The 19664-nt window shown below is 58.1% G+C and carries 18 protein-coding genes and 1 pseudogene; 9 read left to right on the top strand and 10 right to left on the bottom strand.

Annotation, left to right across the window (positions count from 1 at the left end; genetic code table 11):
- The first annotated feature begins 22 nt into the window (after positions 1-22).
- Positions 23-718 carry a pirin family protein gene (locus Q8X51_RS25825; RefSeq protein WP_065946728.1) on the top strand — a complete coding sequence of 232 codons (696 nt, stop codon included), beginning with the start codon at positions 23-25 and terminating at the stop codon, positions 716-718.
- A gap of 230 nt (positions 719-948) precedes the next feature.
- Here the strand turns inward: Q8X51_RS25825 and pgm are convergent, their stop codons facing one another.
- The 4 genes from pgm to Q8X51_RS25805 all read right to left on the bottom strand — a co-directional run bounded on the left by pgm (position 949) and on the right by Q8X51_RS25805 (position 7238).
- A complete protein-coding gene (gene pgm, locus Q8X51_RS25820) occupies positions 949-2592 on the bottom strand; it encodes a phosphoglucomutase (alpha-D-glucose-1,6-bisphosphate-dependent) (RefSeq protein ID WP_065927598.1) in 1644 nt (547 codons plus the stop codon).
- Between the two features lie 97 nt (positions 2593-2689).
- On the bottom strand, positions 2690-4096 hold the full coding sequence (locus Q8X51_RS25815) for an aminotransferase-like domain-containing protein (RefSeq protein ID WP_065927599.1): 1407 nt from the start codon (positions 4094-4096) through the stop codon (positions 2690-2692).
- Positions 4093-5511, bottom strand: coding sequence for a hypothetical protein (locus Q8X51_RS25810; RefSeq protein ID WP_407694238.1), 1419 nt, complete (start codon positions 5509-5511; stop codon positions 4093-4095). Before Q8X51_RS25810 ends, Q8X51_RS25815 begins: the two co-directional genes overlap by 4 nt.
- A 704-nt stretch (positions 5512-6215) precedes the next feature.
- Positions 6216-7238, bottom strand: coding sequence for a zinc-dependent alcohol dehydrogenase family protein (locus Q8X51_RS25805; RefSeq protein ID WP_027605764.1), 1023 nt, complete (start codon positions 7236-7238; stop codon positions 6216-6218).
- Positions 7239-7506: 268 nt separating this feature from the next.
- Between Q8X51_RS25805 and Q8X51_RS25800 the strand changes: the two genes are divergently transcribed.
- The 7 genes and pseudogenes from Q8X51_RS25800 to Q8X51_RS25770 all read left to right on the top strand — a co-directional run bounded on the left by Q8X51_RS25800 (position 7507) and on the right by Q8X51_RS25770 (position 13481).
- Complete coding sequence (locus Q8X51_RS25800) at positions 7507-8421, top strand: LysR substrate-binding domain-containing protein (protein ID WP_137211909.1); 915 nt, start codon at positions 7507-7509, stop codon at positions 8419-8421.
- Between the two features lie 153 nt (positions 8422-8574).
- Entirely contained in the window at positions 8575-9843 is a 1269-nt protein-coding gene (locus tag Q8X51_RS25795; RefSeq protein ID WP_407694239.1) for a tyrosine-type recombinase/integrase, read from the top strand.
- A 665-nt stretch (positions 9844-10508) separates the two neighbouring features.
- On the top strand, positions 10509-11456 hold the full coding sequence (locus Q8X51_RS25790; RefSeq protein ID WP_407694240.1) for a toll/interleukin-1 receptor domain-containing protein: 948 nt from the start codon (positions 10509-10511) through the stop codon (positions 11454-11456).
- A 92-nt stretch (positions 11457-11548) separates the two neighbouring features.
- A complete protein-coding gene (locus Q8X51_RS25785) occupies positions 11549-12343 on the top strand; it encodes a hypothetical protein (protein WP_407694241.1) in 795 nt (264 codons plus the stop codon).
- Between the two features lie 272 nt (positions 12344-12615).
- Positions 12616-12666 (top strand): annotated as a pseudogene (locus Q8X51_RS25780) (hypothetical protein); the annotation flags it as partial.
- Between the two features lie 12 nt (positions 12667-12678).
- Positions 12679-12984, top strand: coding sequence for a hypothetical protein (locus tag Q8X51_RS25775; protein ID WP_407694242.1), 306 nt, complete (start codon positions 12679-12681; stop codon positions 12982-12984).
- Positions 12924-13481, top strand: coding sequence for an NAD(P)H-dependent flavin oxidoreductase (locus Q8X51_RS25770; protein ID WP_407694327.1), 558 nt, complete (start codon positions 12924-12926; stop codon positions 13479-13481). Before Q8X51_RS25775 ends, Q8X51_RS25770 begins: the two co-directional genes overlap by 61 nt.
- Before the next feature lie 202 nt (positions 13482-13683).
- On the opposite strand, the gene Q8X51_RS25765 is transcribed toward Q8X51_RS25770, so the two are convergent.
- From Q8X51_RS25765 to Q8X51_RS25745, 5 genes are all read right to left on the bottom strand, one after another.
- Positions 13684-14376: an SDR family NAD(P)-dependent oxidoreductase gene (locus Q8X51_RS25765; protein WP_053136112.1), complete on the bottom strand. Its 693-nt coding sequence runs from the start codon at positions 14374-14376 to the stop codon at positions 13684-13686.
- Positions 14377-14406: 30 nt separating this feature from the next.
- Positions 14407-15204 (bottom strand): enoyl-CoA hydratase/isomerase family protein, encoded by a 798-nt coding sequence (locus tag Q8X51_RS25760; RefSeq protein ID WP_407694243.1) that lies wholly within the window; start codon positions 15202-15204, stop codon positions 14407-14409.
- A 63-nt stretch (positions 15205-15267) separates the two neighbouring features.
- Positions 15268-15432 carry a rubredoxin gene (locus Q8X51_RS25755; RefSeq protein WP_053136117.1) on the bottom strand — a complete coding sequence of 55 codons (165 nt, stop codon included), beginning with the start codon at positions 15430-15432 and terminating at the stop codon, positions 15268-15270.
- Positions 15433-15441: 9 nt separating this feature from the next.
- Entirely contained in the window at positions 15442-16641 is a 1200-nt protein-coding gene (locus tag Q8X51_RS25750) for a cytochrome P450 (protein ID WP_407694244.1), read from the bottom strand.
- Positions 16642-16746: 105 nt separating this feature from the next.
- Positions 16747-17661: an SDR family NAD(P)-dependent oxidoreductase gene (locus Q8X51_RS25745; RefSeq protein WP_407694245.1), complete on the bottom strand. Its 915-nt coding sequence runs from the start codon at positions 17659-17661 to the stop codon at positions 16747-16749.
- A 391-nt stretch (positions 17662-18052) separates the two neighbouring features.
- Here Q8X51_RS25745 and Q8X51_RS25740 point away from each other — a divergent pair, with 391 nt between their 5' ends.
- On the top strand, positions 18053-18802 hold the full coding sequence (locus Q8X51_RS25740; RefSeq protein WP_407694246.1) for an IclR family transcriptional regulator: 750 nt from the start codon (positions 18053-18055) through the stop codon (positions 18800-18802).
- A 55-nt stretch (positions 18803-18857) separates the two neighbouring features.
- Here Q8X51_RS25740 and Q8X51_RS25735 read toward each other — a convergent pair whose 3' ends face one another.
- Positions 18858-19649, bottom strand: a complete 792-nt coding sequence (locus Q8X51_RS25735; protein WP_407694247.1) for an HpcH/HpaI aldolase/citrate lyase family protein — start codon at positions 19647-19649, stop codon at positions 18858-18860.
- Between the last annotated feature and the right edge of the window lie 15 nt (positions 19650-19664).

Raw genomic sequence — 19664 nt, 5'->3', positions numbered from 1 at the left:
GCGCCATCAACAGGAGACGATCATGCTTGAACTTCGACCTTTCAACGCCCTGGGCGGCGCCCACCATGGCTGGCTTGACGCCCATCACCACTTTTCATTTGCCGAATACCACGACCCCGAGCGTATGCATTGGGGCAACCTGCGGGTCTGGAACGACGACATCATCGCCCCCGGCACCGGCTTCCCGCAGCACGCCCATCGCGACATGGAGATCATTACCTATGTGCGTGAAGGCGCCATCAGCCACGCCGACAACCTGGGCAACAAGGGCCGCACCGAGGCCGGTGATGTGCAGGTGATGAGCGCAGGCACGGGGATCGCCCACAGCGAGTACAACCTGGAAGCCACGCCGACCAAGATCTTCCAGATCTGGATCATCCCGAACGAGGCCGGCCTGCCACCCTCCTGGGGCGCCAAGCCGTTTCCGAAAGGTGATCGCGAAGGGTTTGTGACCCTGGCCAGTGGCAAGGCCGGTGACAGCGAGAGCCTGCGCATCCGCGCGGATGCACGCCTGGTAGCGGCGAACCTGAAAGCCGGGGAAAGCGCGGAATACCGCTTGGACATTGGGCGTCGGGCTTATCTGGTACCGGCGACCGGCGTGATTGAGGTCAACGGCTTGCGTGCGCACGCTCGAGACGGTGTGGCGGTTGAGGATGAGCAGGTGTTGCGGGTGACGGCGGTTGAAGACAGTGAGATCGTGTTGGTCGATCTGGCCTGATCCAACGCTTTGGCCCAATAAACTATGGGAGAGGCTTGCCCTAATGCCAGTCAGTTAAGCGTACATCGCCCCCTGTAGGAGCGAGCTTGCTCGCGAAAAACGTCAACGATAACGCGTGCTTCCTGAATGAACGCGGCGCCTGTGAGTTTTTCGCGAGCAAGCTCGCTCCTACAAAAAGCCTTAACTGACTGGCATTAAGGCTTGCCCCCTCCCATATTGGTTTTGCGGGGTTATTCCGAGATAGCGCCGTCTACCAGCACCTGCGCCTCTTCCACCAGCTGCTTGAGGTGGTCCTCGCCAATGAAGCTCTCGGCATAGATCTTGTAGATGTCCTCGGTACCCGACGGCCGCGCGGCGAACCAGCCGTTTTCGGTCATCACCTTCAACCCGCCGATCGCCTGGTTATTGCCTGGCGCATGGCTGAGGATCTGCTGGATGCTTTCGCCTGCAAGCTCGGTGGAAGTCACCTGTTGCGGCGACAGCTTGCCCAGCAAGGCTTTTTGCGCCGGGGTGGCCTTGGCGTCGACACGAATGGCGAACGGCTCCCCCAAGGCATCGGTGAGACCACGGTAGATCTGGCTCGGGTCCTGGCCTTTGCGCGAGGTCATTTCCGCCGCCAGCAAGGCCGGGATCAGGCCGTCCTTGTCGGTGCTCCACACCGTGCCATCCTTGCGCAGGAACGACGCCCCGGCGCTTTCTTCGCCGCCAAAGCCCAATGAACCCTCGAACAGGCCATCGGCAAACCACTTGAAGCCCACAGGCACTTCATAGAGACGACGACCGATGCGCGCGGCCACGCGATCGATCAGGCCGCTGCTGACCACGGTCTTGCCCACGGCCGCATCGGCGCGCCAGTCTGGACGGTTCTGGAACAGGTAGTCGATGGACACCGCCAAGTAGTTGTTCGGCGCCAACAGGCCGCCGGACGGGGTCACGATGCCATGACGGTCGTGGTCCGGGTCGCAGGCGAAGGCCACGTCGAAGCGTTCCTTGAGACCGATCAGGCCTTGCATGGCGTAGCTGGAGGACGGGTCCATGCGGATCTGGCCGTCCCAGTCGACGCTCATGAAGCGGAACGTGGCGTCGACTTCAGTGTTCACCACCTCCAGGTTCAGTCGATAGTGCTCGGCAATCGCCGACCAGTAGCGCACCCCTGCTCCGCCCAGCGGGTCCACGCCCAGGCGCAGGCCGGCGCTGCGGATGGCGTCCATGTCGATCACGTTGATCAGGTCGGCCACGTAGCTGTTGAGGTAGTCATGGCGATGGGTGGTGTCGGCCTTGAGCGCCTGGGCATGGGTGATGCGCTTGACCCCCGCCAGTTTATTGGCCAGCAGCTCGTTGGCCTTGGCTTCGATCCACTTGGTGACGTGGGTATCGGCCGGGCCGCCGTTGGGCGGGTTGTACTTGTAGCCACCACTTTGCGGCGGGTTGTGGGACGGCGTGATAACGATGCCGTCGGCCAGGCCGCTGGTACGGCCACGGTTGTAGCAGATGATGGCGTGGGAAATTGCCGGGGTTGGCGTGTATTCATCGCCTTCGGCGAGCATCACGTGCACACCATTGGCGGCCAACACTTCCAGCGCGCTTGCACCGGCCGGGGTCGACAGTGCATGGGTATCCAGGCCAACGAACAGCGGGCCGTTGATGCCTTGGGCTTCGCGATACAGGCAGATGGCCTGGCTGATGGCAAGCACATGCCATTCGTTGAAGCTCAGTTCGAACGAGCTGCCACGGTGCCCGGAGGTACCAAAGGCTACGCGCTGGGTAGAGATCGCTGCATCAGGCTGGCCGGTGTAATAGGCCGTGACCAGTCGCGGGATATCCACCAGCAACTGGGCCGGCGCCGGCTTGCCCGCAAAAGGACTGATTGTCATGCATAAACCTCGGATAGAAGGATTCGGAAAAAATGCCAGTTTACTGAGAGTTGGACTGCTGCGCGATGGTATCGATCCTACATCGTTAAGAGAAATTTCACCCAGTCTGCGCCTGGCGCAACGCGTCGCTCAATGCTTCCAGGGCAATATCCAGATTGGGCTGCCCGTGGAAGGTGTGACTCACGCGCAGGTGCTGCTGGTGCAAGCCACTGACACTGAACAGCTCCCCGGGGGCGATCACCACTTGCCGTGCCAGCAGGCGCTGAAATGCCTGGCGCATGTCTACGGCCCGGGTGGAGGCCAGCCAGAACGCGGCACCGGCGGCCGGCATCCGATAAGTCACCTGGTCGCCCAAGTGCTGTTCCAGGCGCTGGCTCATGTGCGCCGCCTGCTCGCTCAAGCGTTGGCGCAGCGTGTGCAGGTGCTGGTCAATCCGCCCGCTTTGGTACAAACGGGCAATCGCGCGCTGACGGATCGACGATAAACGGAATGAGCGCAGCAGGAACTGACGCTGCAACTCATTGCTCATGCGCCGGCACAGCAGGTAGCCGTAGGGGGCTTCCGAGCCGAGCACTTTCTCGAACGAAGAAAACACGATCAGCCGCTCAGGGTTCACCCGTTCACGCAATGCGGTGTGGGGGGCTTCAAAACCCAGCTCGCCAAAGGTGTCGTTTTCAAGCAACCAACAACCGGACTGCTCCAGCAGGTGTGCCACGTCGAGACGCTCGTCGATTGACATGGCCACCCCGCTGGGCAGGCTGACGGAAGACGAGAGCAACACCAGATGCACAGGCTCATCACGCAACAGCTTCCCCAGCACAGTTCGATCCAGGCGACCCTCCAGCGTCCAGGGCAACTCGATGATGCGCACCCCGGCGTCCTGCAACAGGCGCAGGATCAACCAGTCGCAGGGCGACTCGACAATCACGGTGGTGCCCCGCAGGCCCAGCACTTCGATCAGGATGTCCAACACGCCGCGCAGGTCGGCGCCGATGTACACGTCGTCGGCATGCCAGCAGCGCGTGGGCGACGAGGTATAGCGCGCGGCCAGGGCTGCGCGTAATTCCCATACACCGCAGGGCTGGGACCAGGGCTGCAAATGCGACGGGTACTGGCGCACCAGTTCCCGCTCGAGCCGCAGCAGTGTTTCATCCAGGGAGCCCAGCAATGCCGGCTCGTCACCACTGAGTACCAGCATGCCGGGGCGCCGGGCCGCCGCGTAGAGGCGATCAAGCAGGCCCCCGCCGGCCCACGCCAGCGGGTTTGCCGACATCGGCCAGGCGTAATAGCCGGATTTGGCCACCGAATACACCCTGCCCTCCTTCTCCAGCAGCGCATAGGCGTACTGGATGGTCGAAATGGACACGTTCAGGCGTCCGGCCAACTGCCGTAACGACGGCAGTTTTACCCGGGTGTCGGTACTGACCTCGTTGATCAGGCTGATCATGTAGCGATAGACCGCCTGATACGCGAAATCCGCCTGACGCTCGCCGCGCAGCGTCATCGCCCGAACAATGGCACGGCCTGCGCGGCGCCCTGGGCCGCAGCGGCGCGACACATGCCGTTTTCTCTGGCCAGCGGCCGTTTGCGGTACAGGTGCTGCAACAAGGGCATCGGCAAACCGCTGGTGTCCGTTACCCACTGCTGCAGCATTTCGGCGGAACCGTTGCCCTGGAGGACTTTGTGCAACTCAGGCAACGCCACCAGCATGCCCGGGTGACATTGGCGCAGATAACCTTCCAGTCGCTCTCCGTGATGAACAAAGGGTGAAAACAGCAGGCAGGTCAGCTGGGTCTCATCCAAGCCGAAGAACTCCTGGGCGTAGGTACTCCAGAGCATGCGCCCTTCGCGGGTCCCGGCCTGAACGAGCAAGTCGTCGGGCATGCGCAGACGGCGCATGTACCCGGCGGCCTGCTGGACAAAACCTTCGACGCCTTCCTCATAATCCAGCGCACGCAGGCATTCGGCCTGCAACCCACGTAGATGAGCCATCAGCAACGGATTGGAATAGGCCGGATGGCTGAAGTGAAAGCCCAGTGGATCGGGAGCGTAGGCCATGAACTCGGTCAGCAGGGAGGTCGACGCGATGTCGACATCTTCCAGCAGGTCGGCGATGCCGATGTAGGCCAAGTGACGATGCCCCGCCGTGCTGGGGTTATCACTGGCCACGTAATGCTCACCGAACACATCCTGGTAATAACCGGTGCTCCACTCGTCCATGTGGGCGAACAACGCGTTGAGCGACAGCGGATGGCCCTTGGGAACATGGACGCCTGCGCCCTGGGCGGTTTTCTTGAGCCAGGCAAGAAACTGACTCTGCCTACGCGGGGAGTCACCACTGACCAGCGCATGGATGCCGCCATTGCACGTGGTGACACGCTGGTAAAAATCACCGACGGCCAGGTAAGTGTCGTTGCACAGGGTGGCGCGGCAGTCCCCGGCACTCACATGGCCCACCATCAACATATTGCGCTGGCTGATCTTTCGCCCGATCGCTGAGGCCGGACGCTGGTGATTGAAGGGTTGTACCTCCTGGTTTTCCACCATCAACAACTCGACACGCGGGTCATCGTGGAGAAACAGCCGGCCGTAGCCGCGATTCAGGGTATCGAGCTGCCCCTCGGTCATGCCCGCGTGACGTAGCGTCGCGACCCTCAGTTGAAAGGTACGTGGCGCGCGACCGGCAATGGTCAGTTGAGCCGCTCGGAGCAGCGCCAGGGTATAGCTGCTGACTTCACCGCCACCATGGGCCACCAGTACCTTGAAGTCCCCCACCTGTTCCATCCCGCCTGCCGCGACAATGATTCGCTGGACCAGTAACTGGAGAGCGGTACGTCCCGCGCGATTGAAGTGCCCGATCAGTCGTTGCAGAACTTGCTGGTAAACATGATTCATAGCCTGTTCGTGAATAGTGCTCATAGTTCTACTACCCGAGTTGAAATATCAGTTTCAAGCAACTGCTGACAGTGTTTGCTTGACCTATTTTGCGTGTAGGAAAATCGCGCCTCGCATTGTGCGCCGATGATTAGACACTAGCACCACGCAACAAAACGACAGGGATTGCCGGGAAGCATTTTTTACCCGTACAAGCGCATAACCTAATGAAAATACTGGTAAAAATTTCTAAAAGGTTAGCCTTAGGAGTCTTCCGACAAGGTCCTACGCGTTTTTAACCAGCCTTTTAAAGAAGTGTCCGACAATAGGCTCAAACAACTTTTCCATTTGCATGGCCGGTACGCTTTATGAAAGTACCTGTCTTGCTGAGTACACCTGTGGGCCGCGTCGATAGTTCGAGCAACTATCAGCAGCCGAGTCATGGATTCAATCATTGCTCAGTCCTTGAGATGAAAGTGAAGGCGCAATTATCAGTGCTGGAATAATGATTAATAGATACAGAAGCTGGCCTGAAACCAGCTCAGATGAGCAACCGATGTCGCGTAAATGGCGCACACACAACAACGCCGCGCTGGGATTCAGGGCGGCGTCAGGGAGGAAGGTCCGGATTTGCGGGCTAAAGTGCCAGGTCGGCACCTTCTGGGGCGGGCGGGTTAAGCCCTGTCAAATGGCGCATTTGCCCCATTCACTCAGGCGTCGGAGCACTCATTTACGAATACTCCTACAGCTCAAACAGCCGCAACCTGCAACGCAACCCGTTCGCGACATGGGCATTCGTCCATATAACGGTGGGCTTCGACAAACTGATTGAACGGAAACACCGTGGTTTTCAGGGGAACGAGCACACGATCGGCGGTCAGTTGGTTGATGTCACGCAACGCGCGCTGCAACGCCACCTGATCCTGGATGATGCCCAGCTCCGGTTTGCCGGTGAAGTTGCCGATACAGTGCACGAAGAACTGAATGTTCTTCTGGAACGCCGCGCACGCTGGGAACGGTGTCTGGTTACCGCCCTGCAAGCCATACAGCACCAGGCTGCCACGTGGCGCCAGCACATCACCGAGCAACGACATCTGCGGGCCACCCAAGCCATCGAACACCACATCGACGCCGCGGTTGTCGGTGAACTTGTTGATTTGCATCAGCAGGTCCTGTTCTTCGGTGACGATGACTTTTTCTGCGCCAAGAGAGAGCAGGTACTCGCGCTCTGCGCTGTCCTTGGTGGCAGCAATCACCCGCACACCCAGGGCCTTGCCCAGTTGCACAAACGAAGGGCCGGCGCAGTGGCTGGCGTCAGTCACCAGGGCAAACTGCCCGGGCTTGACCCGTGCCAGGTCCACATACGCAAAGTAGGCGATCAGCAGCGGCGTGTAGTGCACGCTGGCTTCGATGGGGCTCAGGACGTCCGGATAGCGGGTCAGGGCCGAACGGGGCAGGACGATCTGCTCGCCATACACCGGGTAATCATTGGGGCTCTCGGCCGGAAAACTGGCCACTTTATCGCCCACTGCCAAGTCATCCACGCCCTCGCCCAAGGCTACGACCACCCCGGCCATCTCATGGCCAAGGCCGGATGGAAGGCGTGCGTGGGAAGACGCCAGGTTCTGGCGCCACAAAATGTCATACCAGCTGATGCCAATCGCCTCGACACGGACCTGCACTTCGCCCGGTGCGGGCTGCGCGGCTGCATGCTCTTCGCACTTGAGCACCTCGGCCGGACCAAACTTGTGAAAACGGATCGTGCGGGACATCGCAAACCTCGTCAAAGTAACCTCTATTGCCATGAACTCTATCTGGGCTTTCCGGCTAAGACCACCGGTCGCCGTTAATAGTCGACATGTCTGTCATTGATTCCGCATCTGAGGAATAGACCTCAAGTATCGTAGGAAAACTCAATTAGCCGGTGCAGAGTACCAGCCTTTCCCCGTAAGATTCATACCGGTCACGCGTCTGAATGGACCTTCAGGGCTCTTATATGGCCGCTCTCGTCAAGTAAAGCTGACTCTTCCAGGACACAAGATGAACCGTAACGACCTGCGTCGTGTCGACCTTAACCTCTTGATCGTATTCGAAACCTTGATGCATGAGCGCAGTGTGACCCGCGCTGCCGAGAAATTGTTCCTTGGCCAGCCGGCCATCAGCGCAGCGTTATCGCGCTTGCGCGGGCTGTTCGATGACCCGTTGTTCGTACGCACCGGGCGCAGCATGGAACCCTCGGCCCGCGCCGTGGAAATCTTCGCCCTGCTCTCCCCGGCCCTGGACTCGATTTCCACCGCCGTCAGCCGCGCCGCCGAGTTCGACCCGGCCACCAGCACCGCGGTGTTCCGCATCGGCCTGTCCGACGATGTCGAATTCGCCCTGCTGCCCCAACTGCTCAAACGCCTGCGCGCGGAAGCGCCCGGCATCGTACTGGTAGTGCGCCGCGTCAACTACATCCTGATGCCCGGCCTGCTCGCCTCCGGCGAAATTTCCATCGGCGTCAGCTACACCGCCGACCTGCCGGCCAACGCCAAGCGCAAAGTACTGCGCCGCAGCCTGCCGAAACTGCTGCGCGCCGACAGCGTGCCGGGCGCCCTGAGCCTCGACGACTTCTGCGCCCGCCCCCACGCCCTGGTGTCGTTCGCCGGCGACTTGAGCGGGTTTATCGATGAAGAGTTGGAAAAGCTCGACCGCAAGCGCCATGTGGTGCTCGCAGTACCGCAGTTCAACGGCCTGGGGACGTTGCTGGCAGGCACCGACATTGTTGCCATCGTGCCGGACTACGCGGCCGAAGCACTGACGGCCGCGGGAGGCTTGCGTGCAGAAGAACCGCCATTGCCGGTGCGCACGTTCGAATTGCACATGGCGTGGCGTGGGTCGCAGGACAATGATCCGGGGGAGCGGTGGTTGAGGTCGCGGATTCAGATGTTTTTCGGGGACCCCGATAGCCTGTAATGGAATTCCACTAAATTCCATAAAACCGTTTTATAACAACAAGTTATTGGTTGTTTAAGTCCATAGCCGTCTGTCTAAATCCAATGGATTCCACGACTCATGGGGGCATAATTGGGGGCAAATTTCGGTTCCTTAAAAAGGATGCCCCCACCGATGCCCCCAAATAATGCGGTTGTTTTCAAACGAAAACTCAGCGATGCCTTGATCCGCTCACTGACCGAACCTGGCAAACACGCCGATGGCGAAGTTCCTGGCCTCTACTTGGAGGTGAGGGCGTCGAGTAAGGTCGGCAAATCCCCTTCCAAGGTTTGGCGATTGAAGTATCGGCTGCATGGGAAGGAAAACCGCTTCTCCATCGGCGCTTACCCCGACATTAGCCTCAAGGAGGCGCGCGACATTGCCCGCGGCGCACGCCGCGACGTGGCTAACCACACCGCTCCGCTCAAGGCCAAGACCGCCAAAATCGAGGCACAGTTGCTCAATGAAGAGCGCACCTTCGCTTACGTGGCCGAGCAATGGTTGGCATTCAAGTCTGCCGAACTGGTGACAAAATCCATCTCGGGCTTTACCGGAGCGCTGAACAACCACATCTTGCCTGCCATTGGCAAAAAACCGATCAGCGAGATCAAGTTGGAGCACATCACTACGATCATCACTGAGTTGCGCCGCCAGCGCACCATGGCCATGGCCCGGCGCGTGCGCACCATCATACGTGCCGTTCTGGGCTTTGCCGAAGGTCGCGGCTGGGTGGAGCGCAACGTGGCGCTCAGCAACATTGAGGAGTTGAAGATTCGCCACATCGTGACCAGCAACCCGGCGATCGAAAGGCCATCCGACCTGGGCAGGTTTCTTCTACGCCTTGATGACTGCAACGACGGCAGCGTTGCCACCGCAATGCGCCTGCTGGTCATGTTGCCGGTCCGCCCAGGCGAACTGGTGCAGATGCGCTGGGAAGATGTCGACTTGGTGGGCGCCGATTGGCGTTATGTGGTGAGCAAGACCAAGCATCTGGACAAGAGCAAACACATCGTGCCGTTGCCTGAACAAGCCTTGGTTCTGTTACGCGAGCTACATAAAACCCGCGTGGTGGATGAAGAAGGCAAAGGCTGGGTGTTCGTCTCGCCGGTCTATCCGGGACGTCCCATAAACCCGACCTCCATGCTCAAGTCCTTTCAGCGTATTTGGCCGGAGTACAACATCACTGCTCACGGCTTTCGCGCGACCTACCGGACCATAGCCCACGAGCATTTGGGTATAGATCCTATCGTGCTTGAACTGTCTTTATCTCACCGAATGCCGGGTGCGCTCGGGGCAGTGTATGCAAGGGCTCAATTGCTGGCGCAACGCCGAGAGGCAGCCCAACAATGGGCAAACTACCTAGATCAGTTGCGTCAAAACGCGGCGCGAATAACCACAGATTGACGATACAGCGAATACAAATCAGGAGATTGGAGCGGGAAACGAGACTCGCATCTAGCGTCCTACCCATTGAAATATAAAGGTTTTATTTTCTTTCCGATGCAGGAAAGGACTTAATCGTGGACTTGTTTTTGAAGTGTTTCAAGGGTCAAGAGGGAATTTATTCCAAGCTGAGGGATTCGCGCCTTCTGCCAATCACCAGAGATGAACCAGGTAACGTCGATGGGCAGATGATTTATTGGTGGGGCAGGCGCCCCCGCAAGGCTCTGAGGTCTTGGATGAACTGCCTGACCGGATACTCAATGACCAAGGCTGGGCGCGTCAAACTCTGTCAGAAGCCATGAACATATAAACCAACCTGACGCTTACTTCCATCCACCTCCCCGACAGGGCTTCCCGCACAGGGTACAGCACAGCAGCTCCTGCTTGGGTCGAAAGCCGGCAGAGTGCTCAGCTCAAGTGGCATAACCGAAATTTCGGGCGTCAAGACAGCTACTGGCATACGCCGCCGTTGTTCAGCCTTCCAGTCACCACCTTGATGCGTTAAGCGTATGAGCGCCCGGCGCAGCCTTGTGCGAATATGCCTTGAGTCGTCACAAGTCACATGATCTATTTCGACACGACAATTCGGAAGCGCATATTCATCAACGGGCAGGTTAGGAGTGACAATGGCAAAGGTCTTTTTTTCGTATTCTCACGATGACGAGCAATACCGTGATCAGTTAGAAAAACACCTGGCATCGTTACGCCATGAAAGGCTCATCGAATCATGGCACGACAGGCGAATTCTGGCTGGACAGCATCTTGGAAATGAAATAGATCAACAAATCAATGCGGCCGACGTCATCCTGTTGCTCGTCAGCTCAAGCTTTCTCGATTCTCGCTACTGCTATTCCATCGAAATGGCACGAGCCTTGGAGCGAAATGCCGCAGGAGAAGCACAGATCATCCCGGTGATCGTCCGGCCCTGCGATTGGCATTCAACCCCGCTGGGCAATCTGCTCGCTGCACCCAAGGATGGCAAAGCCATCACGACGTGGCCGAATTACGACGAGGCCTACACCGATGTCGCCAGGCAGATCCGAGCTGTGGTGACACGCATTTCACCGTCAGTGACCTCGCCTGTCCTGCTTGCCGTTCCAACTGCGCCCTCTTTCTCAGCGTCGGTAGTTGCCCCCTCTCGCTCCAGCAACCTCGCCCTTAAAAAGACGTTCAGTGAATTGGATGCTGATAGGTACTTGCAGGAATCGTTTGACTTCATCTCACGCTTTTTCGAAGGTTCGCTGCAGGAGCTGGAAGCTCGCAATGACGGGATCAGCTGTCAGTTTCGCCGCATCGACGGCAATACCTTCACCGGCGCGATCTATCGCCAGGGCAACAAAGCCAGCGAATGTTCCGTCGCACTTGGCGGCATGAGCGGACGAAGTATTGAATTCTCCAGCAGTGCATCTGCTCGTGGTGGCTTTAACGAGATGCTTTCGGTGGATCATGATGATCAATCACTATTTCTTAAGTCACTGGGTATGGCTATGCATGTATCACGCTCACAAAAACTGACTCAGGAAGGCGGTGCAGAACTGTTTTGGTCAATACTCATCGGACCGCTGCAGCGGTAACTCGCACACAAATTGGAGTGTATGCACTGCATCAAAACACTCACGCTCAGTAGGCCTTTTACCTGCTCACCACTGCGGGTCATGACGACGGCATGCACATGCATGCTGCCGGTCGTGATTCGGTACCCAACGACAACTGCCGACGCACCCTCGAAACCGACCACGTCCATTGGCGCAGCGATCCGGAACTGGCCGGCAACCCTTTTCATGTCACCTGGAGCCCTGAGGACTGCAGCTGGCAAGAGGAAGGCGTGATGGAGATCCGTGGCACGCTGGTGAAGCCCGGTATGCACTGGTACCTCCCTGGCGCCGATGCAGGCATGTATTACGTCGCCAATATCTTCGAAATGGAAGGCACCATTCTGGGCAAGAAAGTGCGTGGCATGATCGGTTTTGATCCGATTTACATGTACGAAGGCGGCGAAATCTACAAGAGCAAGGACGCCTTGGTTCAGGAAAAACTTGAACTTGTCTGGTACACCTGGGCCACGCGCTACAAGGACGGCAGTATCGATGCCGGGCACTTCACGCTGGGCAATGACCAGTTCGGCTTTGCAATCCTGACCAACGAACGCGGTGAGGTCCGCTTTACTTACGACGTGACCGGTGAGGTGGATTTCGGTTCCAACGGCTACTGGCAAGAAGGTATCCGCTACAGCGCGTTTGGTGAGCAATGGGAGTTTATCCCTGACCCCAAAGGCCGCCTGGTGGGCTTGGGCACGCTGAAGAATCCGCAGGTGGACGGCCGCTGGCGCCGAGTCGGGGACACCCGCGAGCCCGACGTCTGGTTTGCGTGGGGCGAAGCGGCACCGGACCACGGCAACCGACCGGTCAATCGCTTCCCTGACTTGGGTGATCGCATCGGCGTTGATTTCAAGAAGTACTGACTGACACAGCAACCAGGGTGTTTCGGCCCAGGTTGCTCTCTCACGTGATACGGAATATTACTCAACGATGTTCATATATACACTTTGACTAACTCTGGCGTCGGATGCAGCATGTTCTGGTATTCGCCCATGCCCTAAAAGTGTTCCATCGACCGTCCTATGCTGCAAAATCGGATTACAAAACTGTTCGGCATCAAACACCCCATCGTTCAAGGTGGCATGCGCTGGGTAGCCCGGCCTGAACTGGTGGCGCCGTCGGCAATGCGGGGGGCATTGGTTTTCTGTCCGCGTACACCTCGCCTACAGGCGATGCCCTGCGTCAGCAGATCGACAAGGTGCGTACGCTGACCGACAAGCCATTTGGCATAAACCTCACCCTTTTACCCCATGCGGTTGATCTGGACTACGACGGTTATGTGCGCGCAATCGTCGACAGCCAGGTCAAGTTCGTCGAGACCTACGGCAATAATCCCGCCCGCTACATCGATCAATTGAAGTCGGCCGGCGTGGCCGTCATTCACAAGTGCGTCACCGTTCGGCATGCGCTTAAAGCTGAAAGTCTTGGGCGGACGCGGTCTGCATCGATGGTTTCGAGTGCGCAGTTCATCCTGGCGAAGAGGATGTACCGGCCCTGGTGCTGATACCGACTGCCGTACGTCGGTTGAAGATTCCGGTGTTGGCCGCCGGTGGCTTCCACGATGGTCGAGGCCTGGTCACCGCACTGGCACTGGGCGCCGAAGGGATCAAGATGGGCAACCGCTTGCTCATGACCCAGGAATCCCCCGTGCCAGCGGGCATCAAGCAGAGCTTTCTTGAGGCCAGCGAACGCGACACCCTGTTAGTCGGTCGCAGCCAGGGCGACAGCATTCGTGTCTGGCGTAACAGCATCAGTGAACAATCCGTGGCATTGGAGAAGCAGGGCTACCCTACTTTCGCCGAGCTGCAAGTTCTAACCGGCGCCAAGCGCTGGATGACGGCCATGGAAAACGACGACATTAACGGTGGGGCACTGCCCATCGGCATGGTCATCGGATTGATTGATGACCTGCCCACGTGCGCGCAGTTGATAGAACGTATCGTCCAGCAAGCCCGCGAGATTATCGGCTATCGATTGCCGTCATTGCTGGCGATGGATTGAGCCCCCCAGCGTTGGCCATTCCCGCTGCTGTTGACATTGAATCGGCAACCTCAGTAGTAGCGCTTTTCGATTCTATCGATAAGCGCTTTGGTCGCCTCGACATCCTGGTCAATTGTGCCGAGTCCTGCGGGGAAACCAGTCGTACGCAGCAACGCGGGCATACCATTGGCATGCCGCGCTGTCCCGTTCTGGATGGGGAGAATCAGACTCTGCCGTTGACCGCGATCGACGCGCCAGTGATTGCCGACGCTGCGTCAGACGCCAAAAACAGAATCACCTGGGCGATCTGTGAAGGCTGGACCCATCGTGTGAAGTCAGCATCTGCCATGTCTGTTCTGTTCTGCGGCGTATCGATAATCGACGGCAAGATCGCGTTGACGGTGACCCCGTGATCCTTCAGCTCTTCAGCCACCGCCTCGGTCAGTCGCACCACCCCGGCCTTGGACGCGGCATATGCCCCCATGCCCAAGGCTGCCTTGCTGGCAGCACCGGCTGCAATGTTGACGATGCGCCCTGCCCCGCTTGCCTTCAGATGGGCGAGTGAGGCTTTGCAGGCCGTCGCGGCAGTACGCAGGTTCATCTGGTACAGCAGATCCCAGGTCGCCAGATCGCCGTCCTCCAGGGTTTCCCAGCGAAACCCGCCCGCGACGTTAATCAGCGCATCCACACTTCCAAAATGCGCCTGGACCTTGGCCAAGGCACTGTTTGCCGCGGCCAGATCCGTCAGGTCCACATCGCCCAGCAACAACTGCCCACTGAACTCGGCGTTGATCGCTGGCAGAGCCTGCGCCGCCCGATCTACCAGCGCCACCTGCCAGCCTGCCTGTGCAAATGATCGGCCTACTGCAACACCCAGGCTGCCGAAGCCGCCCGTAATCACCGCGGTCTTACTCATATCAGATGCCCTTTTTCAATACAGTGAGTGTCAGCGGCCCTTGAATACCGGCTTACGTTTTTCCCGGAACGCATTGACTGCTTCCTGATGGTCTTCGGTCTGGTTGGACAAGGCCTCGTAGGCGAATGAGGCATCGATCACCGAGCTGACGATCTGCTTGAGGCTGATGTTGACCGCAAGCTTGGTCCACTGAATGGCTTTCGAGGCGCCCTGGGCCAGCTTGAGCGCCATCGCCTGGACGGTTTCGTCAAGCTCTTCGGCCGCGACAGCATGGTTAATCAAGCCGATACGGGCAGCCTCTTCGCCGGTCAATGCCTCGCCCGTCAGCAGATACTCCTTGGCCTTCGCATAACCGATCAGTTGCGGCCAGATGGCCGCGCCGCCATCACCGGCGACAAAACCCACGCTGACATGAGGATCGCCGATTTTGGCGGTTAACGTGGCGTAGGTCAGGTCACAGAAGAGTGCCAGGGTGGCGCCCAGGCCGATGGCATGACCGTTGATTTTGGCAATGATCGGTTTAGGGCAATCAAGCATCGAAAAGAGCACTTGCTTGCCACGGCGCATGCCGTCGATGAATCGCTGAGGCTCATCAATGACCAGTTGCATTTCTTCAAGGTCGCCGCCCGCGCTGAAAGCACGTCCGGCACCGGTCAGGATCACCACGCGGGTCTGGTCGTCGTAGCCGGCTTCGGTGAACACTCTGCCCAATTCCTCATCCATACCCGCATCAACGGCATTGAGTGAGTCGGGGCGGTTGAAAGTGATGGTCAAAATACCGTTTTCATCGCGTTCCAGCTTGAGCGCTTTATAACTTGAAAAATCCATTCAGGTATCCTTTTGGCAGTAGGTTGACGCCCTGGACGTCTATCGCTGTAAGGTGCAGGACAATCAGACTTCGACCATGGTGAAATCAACTTTGGCGGCACCACATTCAGGGCACATCCAGTCTTCGGGAATATCTGCCCAGCGTGTCCCGGGCGCAATGCCCTCTTCGGGCAGACCTAAGGCTTCGTCATAAAAAAAACCGCAGAAAATGCATTGCCACTGTTTCATGTCGACTCCTTAGTGAACGTCCCAGACCAGCGGCAAATGAAGCACTCCATTCACCGCGCCTGATGCCGTACGCGGTTGCTCACCCGGTTTCACGCGAAAGTCTGGAATGCGCTTGAGCCATTCCTGCAGGAATACCTTGATTTCGGTGCGGGCCAGAAACGACCCGGGGCAGCGGTGCGGACCATTGCCGAAGGCTGCGTGGATCACTGGCTTGCGGGTCAAGTCAACATCCATGGGATCGGCAAAGCGGCGTTCATCCAGACCGAAGAGCGCATTCGGAACCTGAATCTGATCGCCGTCTTTGAGCGGCACACCTTTGAAGTCGAAATCGCCGGTCACGACCCGCGCGGTATTGGTGACCCCGTGACGACGAATCAATTCGTCGACCGCGGTATTAATCAATTGGGGATCGTCGACCAGTTGTTGCCGTTTGGTTGGGTGTTCGGCCAGGAAGCGGCAGATAAAACTCATCATTGAGGCAACGGTATCCAAGCCACCGAACAGCACCACAATCAGCATGCCAAACATCCGTTCGGGCCGGATAGGGGCACCGTCGATCTGCGCATTGACAATCAGGCTGATGACATCCTTGCCTGGGTTGAGCATGCGCTCCTGAATCCACTTTCCAAGGTAACGTTGCAGTAAAACCTGCGACTCGATGCGCTCTTCCAACGTGCCGCGCACGGCCATCTCCGCCATCGTCAGCAACTCAAGGCGATCGCTGCTGGGCAGGTCCACCAGGCGCAAAAAAATCAGGATCGGCAACATTTTGGCGAAGTCGTTGACGAACTCACACTGACCGCTCGCCTGAAAACCTTCGATCAACTCGATGGTCAGTGCCCTGATATCGTCTTCCATCGACGCAATGGCCTGCGGCAGGAAAGACAGTGTGATCAACGCTCGATATGCCGTATGTTCCGGCACGTCCAATTCCAGCGGAACCAGAGTGATTTGCGGCGTAGGCGGGATGTTGATGAGGCGATGAGAGAAACGAGCACCATCTTTCTGGATGACTTCAATGTCCTCGGCGCGGGTGGCAATCCAGTGCCCGCCGTTATAAGGCGACCAGACAATGTCAGGGCCGTCATGCAGCACCTTCCAGGCGAGGTGCACATCCGTCTCGGCGCCTGACGGGTGAAGGCAGTCGAAATCAATCACCAGATTGGGCGGGACATGTGCAGGTACTGTCCAGTTATCAGGGTAAGTCACGTTACTTCCCTCCTCTGCCGCCTCGGGTCACAAAGCGGCTGTTATTGTTGTTTTTATTAACGTCGCAAGCTACGAACTCGATTCCAATTACTGCTACTGCAAGCTTTAAACAGGATCCCAGGTAAAGACGTCGCCGGAGCGATCCATGGGAATGAAGGAGCCTTTCAGCGCAGGCATACCGTGCTCAGCCAGGGTTTCAGGTGTCCAGCCTTCCGAGCGCTGTACCGATCGGATCGGTCGCGGCTGGCTCATCAAAAATATCTCGTTATTACGCACCGCAAACACCTGGGCGTTGACCTCAGCTGCCTGGTCACTGGCCAGGTACACGCAAATGGGGGCGATTTTTGCCGGCGTCATTTGTTTGATTTTTTCGACGCGGGCCTGCTGCTCAGGCGTATCGGTGGGTATGGCGCCAATCATGCGACTGAACGCGAAAGGCGCGACACAGTTCGACCGGACATTGAATTTTTGCATGTCCAGGGCGATGGACTTGGACAACGCCATGATGCCCAGCTTCGCCGCGTTGTAGTTGGCCTGACCCAGGTTACCGATCAGGCCAGAGGTGGAAGTCATGTGCACGAAGCACCCCGACTCCTGTTCCTTGAAATAGTTGGCGGCAGCGCGGCTGACGTAGAAGGTGCCGTAGAGATGGACCTTGAGTACCGCGTCAAACTCTTCGGCTGTCATTTTGTGAAAAAAACGGTCACGCAGGATGCCGGCGTTGTTGACCACGACGTCAATCCGCCCATAGGTTTGTACCGCCTGCTCGATCAGCCTGGCCGCCGCCGCCGGGTCGGAGACACTGTCGGTATTGGCCACGGCATCGCCGCCGGCGGCCCTGATCTCATCCACAACTTTCTGCGCGGGCCCGACATCCAGCCCCTCACCACTGACAGAGGCCCCCACATCGTTGACCACCACCTTGGCACCGTATTTCGCCATGAGCAGCGCAATGTCTCGCCCAATCCCGCCACCGGAGCCCGTGACGACCACCACCTTGCCCTTAACCATATCCGTCATGCCTGATCCCTCGATCGTGAATACGCATCACCTATAATCCCGGACAGGCTCACAGCAGCGAGCAGATAGCCGCAATTTGAGGTGATCACTCGCAGCAGAATACTGAACGCCATTCATATATGCAAACAAATAAGCCGTTCAGAAAGCGCCAAAAAAACTGCGCCCTGAGCAAATTCCTTCTATAAATAAGCCATAGGCTCATAAAATTTTGGCTACAGCGCAGCATTTACAGGGCGTTCAAGATCAAAGGGAATTGTTAAACGGTATTTGGTATGATGCACAACTACTTCAAGCAGTACCGTTGCATGCGATGGCCTAGACATCAGTACAACGATTTTGATCAATCATGGAAAAGGTAATACACGTGGATAGTGCTGAATCTCAAGTATCCATGGGCCCACGCTCTGTAACGCGGATCCTGGGCCTGTTCGAAACCCTGGCCAAGGCCGTCGACGGCCTTTCTCTGGCCGAATTGAGCGTGACTCTGGAATCCCCGAAAAGCAGTCTGTTAACGCTGCTGCGTCCGCTGGTCGCTGAAGGCTATCTCAGCCATGGCAGCAATCGTTACCGGCTTGGTCCGTTTATATACCGGCTAGCGGGAGACATCCTGGCCACCCGCAACTTCCCCAAGCTGATGCGCCCCTATCTCGAAGAGTTGGCCGTCAAGTCTGGCGAAAGCGTGTACCTGTCCGTGATCGATATGGAGTCACAGATGGTTACCCACATCGACGGTATCGACTCACAGAACCCGGTGCGTTACGTTTCGCCGCTGGGTGCTCCACGTCCCCTCCACTGCACAGCCCCTGGTCGTCTGTTGTTGGCTTATCAGGATGAGCGTAGCCAGGAGACCTACCTCAAGTCCGCCAAGCTGAAGGCCATGACTTGGCGCACCATCACAGATCGCAGCACGTTGAAAAAGCAGCTGAAAGAGATTCGTGAAACCGGTGTCTCCATCAGCATCAGCGAGCTCAGCGAAGGCGCCGCCGGGATTGCAGTACCGGTCCACAACACCGACGGTACAGTCGCTGCAGCGTTGGTGATCGCGGCACCGGCCGAACGCATGCAGCACAAACTCAATGAGCTGCGTGAGCTGCTGATCTCGGTAGGCACAGCCGCATCCGGTCTGCTCGGTCACCCATGAGCACGCACTGAAACACCTGATTCGATTCCATCCGAATTGGGTGCTGCACTACAACCTAGACGAACTCGCCTTGAGCGATGATTTTTCGCGCTTTGAGCAGTACCGGTAGGTCGATCATTTCCCCCCGCACTTGCACCGCGCCGTCATTCGAGCGCGCGAAGGCCTGGACGACCTCCCTGGCCCAGGCCATCTCGCGCTCGGACGGGCTGAACACCTGATTGACCAGAGGCACCTGGCGCGGATGGATACACATCTTGCCGGCGAAGCCGAGCGCCTTGCCGTGTGCGGCCTCATGCCTTATGGCGTCCTGATTATCAATGCTGACACAGACTCCATCGATCGGCCCTTCAATACGTGCCACCCGCGAGGCGACGACAATTTGCGAGCGCGCGTACAACAAGGCGTCATCACTGCCATCACAGCCCACGTCCAATTGATAATCCACTGAACCAAAAGCGATGCGCTGGACCCCAGGGGCTTGCGCCACAACCAGCACTTGATGGATACCCAGTGCGGTTTCCACCAACGCAATAATCGGCGCCTGAGTCACCCTGCGCAGGGCCAGGAATGGCTCCAGGGTCTCGGCCTTCGGCAGCATCACACTCTCGACGTTCATTGAAGCCAACAGTGCCAGATCTTCAGTGAACCAGGGCGAACCGTAGGCGTTAATCCGCAGGCAGACACGAGCGCCCCGCTCCACGGCTGTGCGCACATGCTCACGTGCCTGAGGTTTATCGGCATCGGCCACCGCGTCCTCCAGATCAATGATCACGACGTCGGCGCCCGATGCCTGTGCTTTGGCAAAACGCTCGGGTCGATTACCGGGAACAAACAAATAGGAACGCATGGGTTCTCCTTGACG

The sequence above is a fragment of the Pseudomonas sp. Yb2C2 genome (genome assembly GCF_052112325.1).
Classification (GTDB): Bacteria; Pseudomonadota; Gammaproteobacteria; order Pseudomonadales; family Pseudomonadaceae; genus Aquipseudomonas; species Aquipseudomonas marginalis.
The sequence above is the reverse complement of the archived record's forward strand: the minus strand, read 5'-3'. Positions and strand labels throughout refer to the sequence as shown.